This is a genomic window from Mycobacterium persicum (assembly GCF_002086915.1).
Taxonomy (GTDB): domain Bacteria; phylum Actinomycetota; class Actinomycetes; order Mycobacteriales; family Mycobacteriaceae; genus Mycobacterium; species Mycobacterium persicum.
The window spans coordinates 316,794-332,364 of sequence record NZ_MWQA01000001.1; the positions used below are offsets into that span (position 1 = coordinate 316,794).

Annotated in this window: 9 protein-coding genes and 4 pseudogenes; 8 read left to right on the top strand and 5 right to left on the bottom strand. The window is 60.2% G+C overall.

From position 1 onward, the window contains the following. Positions 1-364 (top strand): annotated as a pseudogene (locus B4U45_RS01500) (hypothetical protein); the annotation flags it as partial. A gap of 107 nt (positions 365-471) precedes the next feature. On the opposite strand, the gene B4U45_RS01505 reads toward B4U45_RS01500, so the two are convergent. Together B4U45_RS01505 and B4U45_RS01510 are read right to left on the bottom strand one after the other, a co-directional pair. Then, a complete protein-coding gene (locus B4U45_RS01505; RefSeq protein ID WP_075547893.1) occupies positions 472-1,230 on the bottom strand; it encodes a hypothetical protein in 759 nt (252 codons plus the stop codon). Next, a complete protein-coding gene (locus B4U45_RS01510; protein ID WP_131808318.1) occupies positions 1,214-2,086 on the bottom strand; it encodes a hypothetical protein in 873 nt (290 codons plus the stop codon). The genes B4U45_RS01505 and B4U45_RS01510 overlap by 17 nt, the downstream gene beginning before the upstream one ends. Before the next feature lie 2,041 nt (positions 2,087-4,127). Between B4U45_RS01510 and B4U45_RS01515 the strand changes: the two genes are divergently transcribed. From B4U45_RS01515 to B4U45_RS01530, 5 genes and pseudogenes are all read left to right on the top strand, one after another. After that, complete coding sequence (locus B4U45_RS01515; RefSeq protein WP_131808319.1) at positions 4,128-4,925, top strand: hypothetical protein; 798 nt, start codon at positions 4,128-4,130, stop codon at positions 4,923-4,925. A 169-nt stretch (positions 4,926-5,094) separates the two neighbouring features. After that, complete coding sequence (locus B4U45_RS30230; RefSeq protein ID WP_479682711.1) at positions 5,095-5,541, top strand: helix-turn-helix domain-containing protein; 447 nt, start codon at positions 5,095-5,097, stop codon at positions 5,539-5,541. 736 nt (positions 5,542-6,277) lie between these two features. Then, a pseudogene (locus B4U45_RS01525) lies at positions 6,278-6,589 on the top strand (reverse transcriptase domain-containing protein); the annotation flags it as partial. 2 nt (positions 6,590-6,591) lie between these two features. Continuing rightward, positions 6,592-6,723, top strand: a pseudogene (locus B4U45_RS30235) (reverse transcriptase domain-containing protein); the annotation flags it as partial. A 488-nt stretch (positions 6,724-7,211) separates the two neighbouring features. After that, positions 7,212-7,436: an integrase core domain-containing protein gene (locus B4U45_RS01530; RefSeq protein ID WP_075547899.1), complete on the top strand. Its 225-nt coding sequence runs from the start codon at positions 7,212-7,214 to the stop codon at positions 7,434-7,436. A gap of 871 nt (positions 7,437-8,307) precedes the next feature. On the opposite strand, the gene B4U45_RS01535 is transcribed toward B4U45_RS01530, so the two are convergent. Further along, the gene (locus tag B4U45_RS01535; protein ID WP_075547900.1) at positions 8,308-9,546 is read right to left on the bottom strand and encodes a PPE family protein; all 1,239 of its coding nucleotides are present in this window, start codon (positions 9,544-9,546) and stop codon (positions 8,308-8,310) included. A gap of 1,489 nt (positions 9,547-11,035) precedes the next feature. Here B4U45_RS01535 and B4U45_RS29765 point away from each other — a divergent pair. Further along, positions 11,036-11,158, top strand: coding sequence for a hypothetical protein (locus B4U45_RS29765; protein WP_259641782.1), 123 nt, complete (start codon positions 11,036-11,038; stop codon positions 11,156-11,158). Between the two features lie 561 nt (positions 11,159-11,719). On the opposite strand, the gene B4U45_RS01545 is transcribed toward B4U45_RS29765, so the two are convergent. Then, positions 11,720-12,457: a hypothetical protein gene (locus B4U45_RS01545; protein WP_131808320.1), complete on the bottom strand. Its 738-nt coding sequence runs from the start codon at positions 12,455-12,457 to the stop codon at positions 11,720-11,722. Between the two features lie 1,158 nt (positions 12,458-13,615). Beyond that, positions 13,616-14,260 (bottom strand): dihydrofolate reductase family protein, encoded by a 645-nt coding sequence (locus B4U45_RS01550; RefSeq protein ID WP_075547903.1) that lies wholly within the window; start codon positions 14,258-14,260, stop codon positions 13,616-13,618. Positions 14,261-14,636: 376 nt separating this feature from the next. Here B4U45_RS01550 and B4U45_RS30240 point away from each other — a divergent pair. Further along, positions 14,637-15,245: pseudogene (locus B4U45_RS30240) on the top strand (PPE family protein); the annotation flags it as partial. Positions 15,246-15,571 lie beyond the last annotated feature (326 nt).

The window sequence follows — 15,571 nt, forward strand, 5'->3', positions numbered from 1 at the left end:
GCTGCAGGCATTGCTGACGTTCGGCTGCCAAACCAACGGCTTCACCAACCGCGATCTGCGCATCCTCACCGCCGAATTACGCGGACTGCCACCCGATGAGGTCACCGCCGGACAAACAACCTACGACCTGCGCCGACTCAAATCCCGGGGCATGATCACCCGCATCCCGCACAGCAACCGCTACACCGTCACCGACCGTGGCCTGCACACCGCCCACTTCTTGACCTGCGTGCATGACCGCTTCCTACTCACCGGCCTGGCCCACCTCTCCGACCACACCACGGCCCCTCCGCTACAGCAAGCTTCTCGCGCCTACAACGCAGCTCTCGAAACCCTCAGCCACACAACACTACTCGCCGCCTAGCACCAAACGTGCAGCGTTATGGCGTCAAACTTGACTCGAAATTCCGGCTGCGCCGGATCTAGCTTCGCTTGGTGAGGGCGAAGTTTACGATCAGACCAAGTTGGGGTTCAAGCTGCGGTGAGTGCTGCGTTTGTGAATTGATTCAGGGTTTTGTCAAGCTGCCGCCAGGCTTGGGCAAGATTGCTGTGGCGAGCGAGATCTGTTGGGAGCCTTGGGTCTAACTCGGCTAAGCCGGGTGCGAGGACACGTCCGTAGACCTTGGTGAACAACACCGCGACGCGCCGGCCCAGCGGCGTGAGTTGGTAGCGGTGATGGCCGGGCAGCCTGACGATGAGCTCCTTGCGTTTGAGCCGCCGCAGATCGTAAGTGGCCTGCCTGCTGGTGTAGGAGCAGCCCAGTAGCGCGGTGACAGTGCGGACAAGGGCCGGGTTGTCGAACCCGGCGAGCAGGTGGGTGAATCCGACGACGGCGGCCATGACCGCCATCACCCGTGGATCCCCGAACGGCAGTCCGGGAGCGTGTTGACCATCGATCTGGGATGGTCGGGTCACCTGGGTGAAGGTGGCCACATCCGGAGCGGGCCGGGCATCGGCGGCTTGCGCGTCACACAGACGCTGGTTGGCGTTGTCGCCAACCGCCCGAAGGGCCTTCCAATGCTCGGCGGTTACCCGCCGGCCGATGCCGAAGTCGCGGGTGTTGCAGATGACCGTCTCGGTGCGCAACGCCCGCTGCTCCTTGAAATACTGCTTGATCCGGCTGGACTTGTAGTAGCAACTGATCTGCGGATCGACCCCTTTGGTGATGACCTTGGTGCGCCAGGTGCCCGGGGCGGTCTGGATGATCCGGCGGTCAAAGATCAGTGACACCGACTCGGGTCGCCCACGTCGAGGTGGTCGCGGATGAGCTGTTCGAAAACGACCGGCCCGCTGCTGGTCGGTCGAACACCCGGGTATCGGAGATCTCGAACTGGCGAAACGCCAACTCGTAGACGTAGCCGGCGCGCAAATCATCGCGGGTGAACGGGGAGGGCAGCCGCTTTTGCCAGCGCCAAAAGAAGCGCTTGACCGCGCCGGATCCGAGCCGGTCGCAGATTTTCTGCAGCGCCGCGGGATCATCACAGGCGCGGAAGCCGTTGTCTAGGGCGGTGTAGCCGATCCCGAGCCGCTCGCATTGGCGCTGCGCCCAGCTGTGCCCGTTGAGCCAGAGCCATACCGGCCACGGCGCATAAGCGTTGGTCTTCCAAAACGCCCCACCCCAGTCGGGATCCCACAGATAAAAATAGAAATGATTGACGAAGGCCATCTGCCGACCCCACTCCATGTGCGGATGCGCGAGGTGTTCTTGGCCCTTGGCCTTCCATGACCGCCACACCGGGGTCTTCTCCTGCGCGATCCCGACCAGCACCACCTTCCCATCACCACCGTCGCGTTGGGCGGCCTCGATCAGCGGCGCGGCGATCTGCTCCTTGTTCTCGCCCTTAGCGAAGCGACGCACCGGGATCGCGTTCGCCTTGGCCCACCGGTACACCTCGGCGACGTAGGCGTCGCCGATCTTGCCGAACGCCGCTGATGAGGGAATCCCGAACCCCTTCTGCCAATACAGGAACTGGCATACCCCGCCCACCGACTGCAGCTTCGGCACATAGGCCTGCAGAAAGATCCGATCCACCGATCGACACGTGAGCGTCACATGATCCCGCAGTAAGGTTGCATAGTCGGCCATCACCGCCTCCTTGGTCTCGACAACCTGAGGCTATGACCGACACGAGGGATCTCCCAACAACACGGAGATCCCTCGTCTTGTCAGCACCTCGGCCTAACGGTCGAGATCAAACCCAGCCAGCTTCCGTATGAGGACGCTCGCTACCCAAGCTAGCCCATCGAATGAGCCGCCCGTTCCCATCAGGTCGGTGACCAGTAGTTCGATGTCGTGCTTGATCTCCGAGCTCATCCGGTTGATCGTCGAACTCGAGAGCCACGCCGAGTGTGCGGCGCGGAGCCGTCGATGAGCGGTGCCGTCCGTGACGACCAGCATCCTCCCGGATGCCAACGCTACCGAGCGGGCGTTGCTGCCCAGCCTCATGCCTGCGGTTGATCCGAATACGAGCGGGTTTGCAGAACTTAGCGCGCAAAGCCATGAGTGGTAACGGACCAGCATCCACCAAAGGCTGCCGATTCGGTCCAGGCAACCGGATGCGCTCGGCGCGCTGCCTGCCACACGTCGAAGCGGCCAGGGGACGCGTGAAACGCGGGTGTTGCGGGGTCGATCGCCGAAGTGCCAGGCGACCAGATGGGCCAACGGTCACTTGGCCCACTGCATTTCTGGTCGGCGCCACGTCCCTCGGATCCATGTCTGGTCGGCTGAAGCGGTCATGTTCAGTGCGGAGCGATTGCGGGCACACTGTAGCCAGCTGGGCGCGAATCCTCCAGTTTGCCGCTTTGAATCGTCGAGGACGGCCGCAGCTGGTCATCTCAGAACCCTCACGGTGGACTGCTGCGCAGCAGGAGAACCGTGCCGCTTCGATCGACGGCAAGCGGCGACGAATTCATCGGGGGGGACGGCCAGCGGGCTGAAGCAGTCGGGCGCAGCACCCGCCTGATCTCGGCCGATCACGTTGCCCCCAACTGCGACGCCGGAAGCCGCCAGACTGTCTGTGGCCAGCGCGGGGGTGCTGGGCAGGTGGTCCGGGCTCGCCGCTGGCCACCCACTCCTGGCCCCGCCTCCGTCGTTTCTGCCCTCTGCGATTGTGGGGCTGATTACCCGCGCGTTCACCGACGGCGCGCGCGATCCCACCGCGCTGCCCAGTGCACAAGTGAACCATAGGAGCATCGGGATGGTTCAGATTGATAAAAGTCGGGTAATAGGCTTCCGGGTGGCTACAGCCGCGTACCCGGCTCGCATGGCAATCTGCGGGGTTCGAGCACTCAGCCCACCTATGGCAGCACCCTGGAGATGCGGCTACTTCAGTTCCGCCGTGCAATCGAAGCTGTTGCGCAACGTCGCTAGTCTGAAAGGTCTTCTTAGACAAGATGACACACGAATCCGGTGTGTCGTTCGGGCATTGTCATAGGCGCTGGCGCAAATTGATGTCGTTAGATCGGGCGGCGGCGGCGACAATGGTCGAGCGGCCCCTGACTCCCTGGAATCTGCTGGGCCTCTGGTATTGGCTGCCAAGCAAACCGAGATCAATTGCCGCGCAACGTTATCAGGCTTGCGAAGTCGGCGGCTTGCTGGCGCCAGCTGCACCAGACCACAAGGACCCCGAAGCGTCGAAGGTCTGTTGGCTCCATTTCGAACAACTCCTCGCGGCCCACCACTGAAACCGGACGACCCGGCATATCAGCCGATTGGAGGACAAGCGTTTCGCCCGGACGACGGATAGGCCCGCCTTGCCGCACGCGTTATGATCGTCATGATTTTATTTGCTGGGTTGACATAGGAGAACGAGTTGGTCGTGACTTCGCCCCCGATCAATCAGGATCTGGGGACACAGCCGGGTGCAAGTGTATTGACACTCAGGGAGGCCCGTCTTTGTGGCTCCGTTCGCCGCCGCGACGAGCGCCACAGCGCGCTTGTCGACGTCCTGCCAATGCCCTGCCTTACGGCGTTGACTGGGAGGCGACTTAAGTTCCGTCAGTTGCTAATCATCGCGGCTAAGAAGTGCAACGCGAAAGGCAAGGTCTTGTTTTTCTGACGTTGTTATGTCGCGGTTTATCCAGTCTTTCCGTGTTTTACCAATTATCGACGAAAAGGAAGCTTCCTTATGCCCACGCCGTCATGTGATTCCAACCCCAAACGCAGCCGTGGCGCTGCCGAGCCTCCGGAGACTTGCGCCCCGACGCAGCCCACCAGATCGCGGAACGCGAAATCACAGCGCCACCGCGCTGCCGCGGCAGCGCTGGGGGCGTTGTCACTGACCAGCGGCATCGCCGCGGCTCTTGACACCACGGCCAACAGTTCCGAGGTCCACGCTGGCCAGCTCTCGATCACCCTCACCGCTCATGACGGGTTCAAGCTCGGCACCGGCGATGGCGATGACCAGGGTTTTGATAGCCCTTATACCCCATCTCCCGATGACAGATATAACAATTACACCGACTACGACAATAGCAATAATATCCCCAACGAGATGCAAGTCTTTGCCATTAGAAGTGAGCCGGAATTCCCTGTCGGCACTTACAACGGCGAAGTCACTCCCGCCAATATTGACAATAACATGGTGGGCAGCACCGTCGGCGAAACGTACACGAATCCTTTCAACGATAACAATAACAATAACAATAACAATAACAATAACAATAACAATGCCTATGAAATGGATAACATGAGATTTCAAGTCCCTGCAGGGTTTACCACCGATCCGCCGAATTCACCGCAAGCGGCTTGGATGTTAGGCACCGAAGGCAAAGATGCGTATGGCAATGTGGTGACAATGATTTATCCAATAAACGCCAACGAAATAGATGTGAATATTCCTCCGATGACGTCTGGGAATTCGTATTGGTATGGAGACGATCGTATTGATTATCCGAACTATGACAGCCCGAATGATGACAACTAGTGTCGTGTGATTCTGTTTAGTTTACGTAGGGTATTCCGGTGCAGTGGAGCTGACTGTGGCGCAGGTTGATGAGCTGCGTGAGCTGATTTATTGTGCGGACGTGCCTGCGACTGTGGGTACGCGGGCGCGAATTGTGTTGTGGTAACACGAGAATCGTCCGAAAAAGGAGATCGCCGCGATGGCCGGGGTGTCGCGACCGAGGGTGAATCTGTGGCTGTCGCGGTACGCGGATGATGGGGTTGCGGGCCTGTTGGAGCGCAAGCGAGGTGCCGGCCGCGAGCAGGTGCCTGGGCGTAGCCGCGCGAGGGTTCCGGCCGCTACCCGGGGCGCGCCGCCGGATGGGTTGTCGCACTGGTCTTCTCGGGAGATGGTGAAGTTCATCGCGCGCACCGAGAAGGTGACGGTGTCGCATCGCTACGTGGCTACGTTGTGGCGCGAGGCGGGGTTGAAACCGCACCGGCAGGGCACGTTCAAACTTTGCCGCGATCCCCGGTTCGTCGAGAAGGTCGCCGACATCGTCGGGCTGTATCTGGACACTCGTGCGCCGCGAGGCACTGATGATTTGAGCGGAGGTGAGAGACCTTCGCCGCCGGACCTGTCGCAGCAAGGAAGGTGAAGCTGAGGGCAGCCCGACCCGGGAGTTGCCGGGGACGGTGGGGGCAGCCCTGACAACGCCGGGAGGTGTCAGCATCGCCAGATGGGGCGGGTCCGGCAAGAGGGATGAAGAGGAGTACGCGAGGAACCGGCGTTACTACGTCCCTCGAAAGGTAAACTGGCTCAAACCTGGCGGATATGGGCCGGGTGCGGTGCGCACCCGTGTCGGTGAAATCGGGATGGGGAACTTCCGGGCAGTCATGTGGGTGGCGGTCCGGAAGGCCACGATGATGTGCTGCGGGGTAGTCGTGGCGAGGCCGCAGGGACAGAGCTGGGCTCCTCCTTCGTCGAGCGAATCACAGTGAACGCGGGAACCGCCCCTGTCCTGCCGGGTTGCCGCGAAGCCATCACAGGGTGCCGGGCTGAGCACATCGTTGGCCGATCGGGTGGGGGCGGGACGGAGCCGCCGTACTACTCCGAGCCGGGGAGAGCCCGTGCACCTGGGGAAGAGCGGCAGCGGTTACGAGAAGGGAAGGATGCTGTAATGCCGAAAGACGCACCGATGGATGCCGGTGCACCGAGGGAACCCATTCTGGAGCCATTTCGTCGGGTATCGGAGATGCAGGCCAAGCTTCATTGTTGGGCTGCGGGGTGATCCCGGCCGCAGGTTCGATGACCTGTTCAATTTCGTGTGTGACCCGGCGACGCTATTGGTGGCGTTCGATCGGGTCGCGGGCAACCACGGCGCAAACACCCCTGGTGTGGATGGCCTCACGGCCGACCATGTCGAGGAAGTCGTCGGGGTGCCCGGGTTTCTGGACGATCTACGAACCAGTCTGAAGGATGGTTCGTTTCGACCGCTGCCGGTGCGGGAACGCAAGATTCCCAAACCCGGTGGGTCGGGAAGGCTGCGAAAGCTGGGCATCATCCCAACCATTGCGGATCGGGTGGTTCAGGATGCGCTCAGCTGGTGCTGGAACCGATTTCGAGGCTGATTTCGAGCCGACCTCCTATGGGTTACGCCCAGGCGGAGAGCTCAGGACGCGATCGCCGAGATTCACCTCTACGGCACCCACACGGGCGGTGGAAACCAATCACGGCGGACGGGATCGCCCTGTTCAATCCGGCATCGGTACCGGTTACCCGATATCGCTACCGTGGCAACACCATTCCCAACCCCTGGACCGGCGCCATCACCGCCTGACGACAGCGACCGTGGAGAGCCCGGTGCGTGGAGACACGCGCGCCGGGTTCGGCGAGCGGCCTGGGGAAACAGACCGGCAGCAACTCCGGCACTGCGCCAGGCCGACTCAACCCGCTGCAACCGTGGTGCTCTCTGTCGACGAGAAGACCCAGGTTCAAGCGCCGGACCGGACCCAGCCGCTGTGACCCATCGATTTCAGCGTCACTGAGAAACGCACCCATGACTACGTCCGGCACGGCACCACCAACCTGTTCGCCGCACTCTACGTCCGTTCCGGCGCGGTCTACGGCGAGTGCCACCCGACCCGCGACGGCGCGCAGTTCCTCGCTTTCTTAAAGCCGCGGTAAAACCTCACGCCGACAAGCAAATCCACGTCGTCCTCGACAACCTGTCCACCCACACCACCCCGAGGCGGCGCAGTGGCTCACCGACAACCCGCACGTCCCGCACGTCACACATTCCACTTCACGCCGGTCGGATCCTCGTGGATGAATCAGATCGAAACCTGGTTCGGCATCATCACCCGTCAAGCCATCCGCCGATGCACCTTCACCTCGGTCAAAGTGCTCATCAAACACATCCGTAACTACATCGAGCACTGGAACACCGACGCCCAATCTTTCACCTGGACCGCCGCCGCCGACGAGATCCTCGCCAAGGTCGCACTCACCCAAACCAACATCCGCCGACTCGTCGACAGCAACGCCCAGTAAATAAAACAGAATCACAAGGCACTAGCCGGGCCTTGCGGTGGTGAAGTCGTAGAAGTGTCCGTAACCCTTTGTTCTCAAATCGCCGAGGTTTCCGTGGCGAAATAGGTCCACGTATTCGACTGACCACAAACGCGCAAGCCATCGGTAGCTTGACTGGATTGGTTCACAGCTGTTACATGGCTAATGGGTAGTTCATTTTACAGTTATGCGATTAGAATACGGTTCATGATAGAAAAATCCGAAGCGTCAGTAATGGAACCTTCTAGCTCTGTAGCCTCTGCGTCAACAGCGGTGAGGTCGACATCGGAAACACCCAAGATTTTCAAAGCTGCGGCGTGGGTGGCCGTTGTCGCTGGCACCCTATTAATCATCGCCGGAATATTCTTCGCGGGTTTCGGAATGGCTGTCTACAGTAACCACGCCAGCCACGGTTCTCAGCGTCACCACGAATACCCCGCGATGGTGATGGAAATTCCGAATGGCGGTCACTGGGCCCCCCACCACGCACCGTCTTCAGTAGCACCTTCTGCATCGCCCGGAAGCTAGAAAAGTTCAACCCAAAAGCCCAGTGCTCGCATGAGCGCTGGGCTTTATAGGCTATTTCACTTGTATCTGACATTTACCAATGGTGCATGCTAAGTAATATTTGAACCATGGTTGAACACGCCTTCTCGGAGCGCTGAATTGCATGTCCCTCGACAGAACCATTTTTCAGACTCCTCGAAGATGCAGCTGGTGCGTTCTAGACTAGTGACACACTCTATCCGCAGAAATGTGGGGTATGCGTTGTATGCTCAGTTACCGAATTGCGCGGTCGCGGCGCAGATATCAGAGGGCTGTGAAAACTGTGTGCAATCGGTCTACCGTGTGGTTAGCCTCCGGAAAGTGGACGCGACATTACGGTCATTTTAAGTCCGTATCGAGGTACGACGCCGCCGCGTCCGGTTGCGGCTGAGGACATTCCGGGTAGGCCGGGCATCGCCGCGGGTGCGGCATCGCTGGTCGGCAGGGTGGTCAGGGGAGTGGCGGCCTGGAATGTGTTGGCGGCGACGGTGGCCTGGGGAGTGGCCCAGGAGGGCGGTACTGATAGTTGGCCGATCGAACCCGCGCCGCGCGCGGCGGCCGAAACTTGACCGCCAAGGACGCCACCGGCACGCATGGTTGCCCCGGATAGCGATTTGGCGATCGAGTTCAGCGGGGCCAGCAGCGCCGGCGCGACCTTGGGTACGGTTTCTGCCACCGGCTGTGTCACACCGGAGATCAACCCGAGGCTCTTTTCGGTGTTGATGATTCCGTTAGCCATGCCGCTGACGCCGGTCACCGAACCCATCGTTGAATACCAGGCGAACAAGGCATCCAGGGCGGTGAAGTCGTCTTTGAGGATCTTGGGCAGTTTCAAGGTGTTGACGAAGACGCCCAATTCGTAGAGCGGCAACCCGATTTCGGGCAAGCCGACCGCGGTCAATGCCTTTCCGATGTCTTCGAGCAGCTTTCCGATCCAGTTGCCCTTGTTGTTCGGGTTGGGGGCTTTGGTAATGGCGTGGGCGACCGCGGCGTGTTGAGCGCTGCGCCCGCCGGGGTTGGTGTCGGGTTGCGGGGAGGCAAACGGGGTCAGCTTCCACGCTGCCGCCGAGGCGACGGTGTAGTCCTCCATTGCGGTGGCGTCTTGGGCCCACATCTCCAGGTATTGGGCTTCGGTGGTGGCGATCGCGGCGGTGTTTTGACCGAAGAAGTTGGTCGCGATCAGCGCAAGCAGCTGGGCGCGGTTGGCGGCGATCACCGGCGGGGGCACCGTCATCGCGAAGGCTTGCTCAAAGGCCGTGGCGGCGGCGGTTGCCTGGGCCGCGGTGTGTCCAGCTTGCTCGGCGGTGACGGTGAGCCAATCCACATAGGGAATGGCGGCGGCGGTCATCGCCATCGCCGAGGGCCCGGCCCACTGCATGCTGGTCAGGTCCTCCACCACCGCTCGGTAGGTCGCGGCCGCCGACTGCAGATCGGCGGCCAGCACTTGCCAACTGGCCGCGGCCGCCCGCAGCGAACCCGATCCCGGACCGGCATAGATCCGAGCCGAATTGATTTCCGGTGGTAATATCGCAAACTTGAATAACATAGCTCCTCGTCTAGTTTTGCGTTTTCGTATGCAAACTCAACCGTTACAATGCTGTTGCTGACGCCATTCTTCAACGACAGCTTTTTAAAGATCGAACCCTCGAAATCGTTATGGTTAATCAAAAAGCTGTCATCGCTACTGCAACCGAAGAAGCTAGCTTCGTCAGAGTTATCGATCAAGGGTTCCAACGACCCCATTGGTGAGTGCCACTGCACCAAGTGCCGTGGGCGGCAACGCACTGTCGCTGGAAATTGGTGCACGACGCCGGAGCGGTCCTCGCTTCGAACGCAGCAGCGCTGCGACCAATTTTCGAGCAGGACACCCACGGCGGCTTAAACATGACAAGAGTTCCTTCCTATCGACTACTAGTAAGAAGCGTCGAAAAAATCTGCACCGTGACCGAAAACGATTAGGGCGCCAGCACCTTTCCTCGCGTTGCGCAATGATTCAGAGCTCGAGCTAGGGTGCGGTCGCCCGCGCTGTAGTTAAAATCGCGACGAGCATAACTATTGCCGCCAGCCACAACCATCCCCCGATCGGGTCGGGATGTTGCCCCCCGATCGGTGGACACCTATGTCCGACGCCGATGTGATGGCTGCGGCAACTAGGAGACGATTTCTACGAGGACAGCTACGGGGTTCACATGAAGATGACTACGAGGATTCCCAGGAGAGCTGTTCCGACGGCTGAACTGTTTGTCAAGTCCGAACAAAGAACGTGCCGCGAACGAAGAAATGTTCATACTTGCATTTAGAATCAATCGTTGCAACTTAGCAAATAATGATTCTACACAGCAGCAATAACAATGACAATAACAAGTAAGGCAGCCGCTTTCGGTCGGTGGAATTGGCGATTAGTAATGTAAGAGATTAATGATAGACGGGCTACTGATTAGTGTAGCAACAAGATCGGCATAATATGTCCATTTGCAAGTCGACAATGCCGCCGCCAGTGACAAATGTATCGAAACTTATGCGCATGGTTGTGTTTGTGAATCTATTGATGAGGGAGGCAGTGGATGCAACGGCCCGGATAACCTCGCCGTGGCTGCAGTATTGCAGCACTAGGAAATGCGAGAAAAGTGTTGGCGTCCTGGCGTTTTCGTCCGCGATGCAAGCGGTCGCATGCAAATGTTTCACTCGGCTTTTCTCTACTAGTATTAGTATAGTTATCGATAACAGAGAAGGCGTGCCAAGTCTTCACCTCCGCCCGGTATTGCCAACTCGAGACGCGACCCCCGGCGCTGCGCAGTGCGAGTCGACGACAGCCCCAGCGTCGCGCGCTTATTCCTTGCGTTCGCGAGTTGCCGCTGCGGCGCTTAGCGCTGATGCGGCGCCCGTATTTCCCGCAGTCGGCGCCGGCACCGCCATCACCCCGGTACCGGGGGGGCAGCGTACATCGGCTCGGGTGGCAACGGCGGTGACGCGGGTAGCGGCGTCGGGGCAGCTAACGCGGTAACGGCGGCAGCGCCAAGGTAGTTGACGACGGCATGTCCGCCCCATCCGTTTACGGCAACGGCGACAACGGCGGTAACAGCGTCAACGATGGAAGCGGCGGCAAAGGCGGCAGCGCCGGCTCGCTGGGCACGCCGGGGAAGAACGGATCGCCGTAGTGGCTAAGCACCGAGCGATGTGCGACGATCACCAATTGTCCGGCGCCGCCGCGGACTGGATCAGTGACGTGATCACCGAGCGCTCTCCCACCGCGATGGGCTGCGGATCTGTGTACGTGGTGGCCTCGGCACCGAGGCTCTCGACGCCGAGCGGCGCCGTGGCTCGAATAAGGCGCGGGCGATGGCACGCAGCGAACCTGGTCCGCGCGTTGGATGGCCGGCAGCGTCGCGCCAGCCACCGCATAGAGCGTTGCCACTGTTGAGGCACTATATCTCGGTTGATGCGTGTCGACGACCATCAGAGAGGTGTTCGTGGCCGAGACCGGCGCCGAAATGACCGTGTTTCCACGGGCGGGCATCTGGCGTCCTGGGCGGCCACACCAAAAGAACGAGTCCGCAGGCGGGGGAGTCAACCAAGTCCCGGCCCGGAAATTGCTACCTCAATGGCGCCTTGGGCATCGCGGCGCTGGCGGCGTCCCGTCCTAAGGGTACCGATTTTGGCCGCAGCGCCTGCATGGCTACGCGCATGGTTGATTGCGGAATCCGGTCTTTCATCGCTAACTAATCGTCGCCACTCGATTCATCTGTGTGAATAATTTCGTCATAATCTATATGGGGATTCTCGAAAATCCTTGCCGGAATACGCGCATCACCATAGTTATCGATGTTGCTCGGTTGCGACGCCTCTATCGGCGGATTGTTGTCATTATCCAACAATAAGGCGTTGTTTTGGTACGCTTTAACTTCATTCTCGTTCCGCTCGAATTGCGCATCGTTAGATAAATGCCAATAATAATATTGCTCCGGGATGCCTTCCTCGTACGGATAAATCGTAAAGTAGATATTGTCAGTAGCATAATCGAATCTCTGAGACGCGCCATAGGGATCAGTGGGGTCAATATAACGATCGAGGGCCGGCAGCAGTACGCTTGGATCAGCCGGATAGGCATGGGAGTTAGCCGCTTGATCGCTCAAAGCGGAATAATCAGGATAGTTATTGATGTCATTAGACTGGTCGTCGCCATCGCCGGTTCCGAGTTTGAACCCGTCGTGAGCGGTCAGAGTGATTGCACGCTGGGCACTACTCAGCTCAATGTTCTTGTCGGTGGCGTCAATGGATGCGGCTATTCCACTGGTTAGCGCTACGGCACCCAGCACCGCGCCGGCAACGCGCCAGCGCAATAGACATGCGCGCGGCGCCGAAGCTGTCGCCAACTCGGACTCGGCAGCGCCGAGGTCGCGTCTCGATTCGGCAATGCAAGGCGGCGGTTGAGACATGGCAAGTTTTCTCTCTCTCATCGATAACTATTTGAATATTTTATAGAGATCTCCGAACGAACATTTACGTCGCGGACGAAAACGCGAGGACACCAACATGTTTTCTCGCATTCGCAGTGCTCCAAAACTCCAGTTGCGGCGAGGTTACCTTGGCCGTTACGTTCATTGTTTCTGCAATAAAAGGCCACAAACATCAATCGCACCCATAAGCGTCGATATACCTGCCGTGCCTCGCGCCCACCACATGTGATCGATCAGCCGCGACGCCGCGATCGACGTCAACTCGAATCAATCCGCGACTAAAAATCGTTTTGATGATAACTATTGCATCGGACCGCATCCATCCTCTGAACGGTTAAGGTCATAGTCCCCCGATCGGTGGAGCCTGATATCCCCCGTCATGCGGGCCAGGTCGTAGGTGGCCTGGATCATCGAGTAGTCGCTGCCGTTGAGCAGATCAAGGCGCGCAGGCTCTTGTGGTGATGCCAATGACGACCGCCCGATTGTGCATACGGCGCGGGCCACGGCGTAGACCGCCCGCGGCGGGGTAGCGACCCGCTCGGAACAACGATCCTCAAGAAACCTCATTGTGCCTCGCAGGACAGCCGCATCAGCCCGTCGAGCTGGTCCGTTGGGTTGCGGCGGGAACCGCGTAGGACTAATTCGCCAGGGGTAGGGGGTTGCCCCGTGATTCGATTCATCAGATGAACACGGCGGCGATTACTTGACATAATGTCGCTTATCGGCATACGCCTTGAGAGTTGCATGAAGTGAAAGTGCGTGCACCTCTTGACGATTGGCCTTTCGACGCACGTCACGGCGTGATTCTTGTACCGATTCCTTAACGGGCTGCTACTGGTTGTAGTTGTTCATACGGATGGAAGCTTGGTTACGCACCATAGGCAGCCGATCGGGCCTGCCGCATCGCCCTGCGATGGACCGCTCACCGTCGTGCCCGCGCTATCGGCAATACGTCACTGTGACGAATTGTCCTACCCCGTCTGCCCTACCCGTCTCACCCGTCACTTGTATCCGCGTTACCCTGTTGGCAGCCGCCATCGTAAGGCATGTCACGACACCGAGATCACGCGAAACCGCGGTAGATGCAGCGGCGACAGCCTGTGGCGAGGCAAGGTATGCCGACCTGGCGGATTCACCGGCGACAGTTCGCGGGCAGTTTCAGTCGCCGCGGCCGGCACCACGATCGGGTGCGCTCATGTCCCCGGTCTCTGGGACGCCATCGGCTAGCCCGTAACGCAGGAACAAAATACCGTTCGGACTGGCTACCGGCGGTTCGAGAAGGGTGACGTTGGTGGGCACCGCACCGCCGTCGAACACCTTCTTCCCAACGCCGAGCACGATCGGGTGCACCCACAGGTCGAGACGGTCAAAAAGCTTCTCGCGCAGGAGGGTCTGCACCAAGTTCAGGCTCCCGACAACCTTCACGTGCTCGTGCCGTTCACGGATGTCACGTACCGCGCCTACCAGATCCCGGCCGAGCTGTGTGGACCCGGTCCACGAGAGGTCGGGCCTGCCGCGGGAGGCCACGTACTTGGGAACGCTGTTGAATAGCATGGCGATCTCGCTGTCCTCGCCATCCTCGACGTGCGGCCAGTAAGCGGCGAAGATCTCGTATGTCCGCCGGCCAAGTAGGAGTGCGTCCGTGCCTTCGTACGCGGCACCGACCTGCGCGCCGGCGACCTCGTCCAGCAGAGGCGCCTGCCAGCCGCCGAACGGGAACCTCACGGGGTCTTCGTCGGGCCCCCCGGGCGCCTGACCGACGAGGTCGAGGGTCGCGAACAGCTCGATGTGGATGAGTCCCATGCCCTACTCCCGATGAGGTGATTTGCTCGGTCCGTAGGTAGACCTGCGAGCGTCGGCAGACTCATCGCTGCGACGGCATGCCGCGCTGGTGTCGACCAGCACATGTTCAGCATTGATCGGCAGCCCGGGGCCCAGACCGCGTCGGCGTCGATCTCTGGACCGAATCGGAGTGAATCGGGACTCGACGTCGGCCCTGCGTCCTTAGCTCCGGGACGCGGCCACATAGAAAGGTTGACTACAACTAGCACATCGCATATGTCTGCACATCATATTTATGTCTGCATCGAATATGCTTCTAGATCAGATATGTCAATGTATCTTGCTTACGAGGGCCTCGAACGACGGGCCGAAATCGGGCTAGGGAGGTAGCTGGTTTATGAACTTCTTGGTGTTGCCACCAGAGATCAACTCGGCGCGGATGTTCTCGGGCGCCGGCTCGGCGCCCATGTTGGAGGCCGCAGCAGCTTGGAATGCGTTGGCATCAGAGCTCGATTCGGCGGCGGAGTCGTTTTCCTCGATCACCTCAGGCCTGGCCGCCGAGGCGTGGCAGGGTCCGGCGTCTTCGGCGATGCTGGTCGCCGCTGCGCCCTACGAGGGCTGGTTGAGAACAGCGTCGTCCCAGTCCGTTGGGGCCTGTGCGCAGGCCCGAGCGGTCGCAGGCGCATTTGAGTCGGCGCTTGCGGCCACCGTGCACCCGGCGGCAGTAGCGGCCAATCGTTCTGACTTTGTGTCCTTGGTGCTGTCGAATCTGTTCGGTCAGAACGCGCCGGCAATCGCGGCCGCGGAGAGCATCTACGAGGAGATGTGGGCTCAGGACGTGACCGCGATGGTCGCTTATCACGCGGGAGCGGCGGCGGCTGTTGCGCAGTTGGTCTCGCCCGCACAGGCGCTACAGAGCCTGCCCAACTTCGGCTACGGCAACACCGGCCAAGGCAACATCGGCTTCTTCAACGACGGCACCCTCAACGTCGGCATCGCCAACCTCAGCCCCCACTTCACCCCCACCGACCCCATCACCACCTTCGGCGGCGTCGGACTGTCCAACAACGGCACCGACAACCTCGGCGTCGGCAACTACGGCACCCACAACGTCGGCGCCTGGAACCACGGCATGCTCAACCTCGGCATCGCCAACACCGGCACCGCCAACAGCGGCCTACCCCTGAGCCTGCTGCAAACCCTCGGCATCGCCAACCACGGCACCTACAACCAAGGCCTGTTCAACACCGGCAACCACAACATCGGCATCGGCCTCACCGGCGACCACCTCATCGGCATCGGCCCCCTCCACATCAGCGCTTAGACCGGGTC

What these genes read in the sequence shown, in the direction of transcription:
- B4U45_RS29765 (WP_259641782.1), top strand. Translation starts at nt 11,036, where the DNA reads ATGTCCGCCCCATCCGTTTACGGCAACGGCGACAACGGCGGTAACAGC.
- B4U45_RS01535 (WP_075547900.1), bottom strand. Translation starts at nt 9,546, where the DNA reads ATGTTATTCAAGTTTGCGATATTACCACCGGAAATCAATTCGGCTCGG.
- B4U45_RS01510 (WP_131808318.1), bottom strand. Translation starts at nt 2,086, where the DNA reads ATGGCCGACTATGCAACCTTACTGCGGGATCATGTGACGCTCACGTGT.
- B4U45_RS01515 (WP_131808319.1), top strand. Translation starts at nt 4,128, where the DNA reads ATGCCCACGCCGTCATGTGATTCCAACCCCAAACGCAGCCGTGGCGCT.
- B4U45_RS01545 (WP_131808320.1), bottom strand. Translation starts at nt 12,457, where the DNA reads ATGAGAGAGAGAAAACTTGCCATGTCTCAACCGCCGCCTTGCATTGCC.
- B4U45_RS01530 (WP_075547899.1), top strand. Translation starts at nt 7,212, where the DNA reads ATGAATCAGATCGAAACCTGGTTCGGCATCATCACCCGTCAAGCCATC.
- B4U45_RS01550 (WP_075547903.1), bottom strand. Translation starts at nt 14,260, where the DNA reads ATGGGACTCATCCACATCGAGCTGTTCGCGACCCTCGACCTCGTCGGT.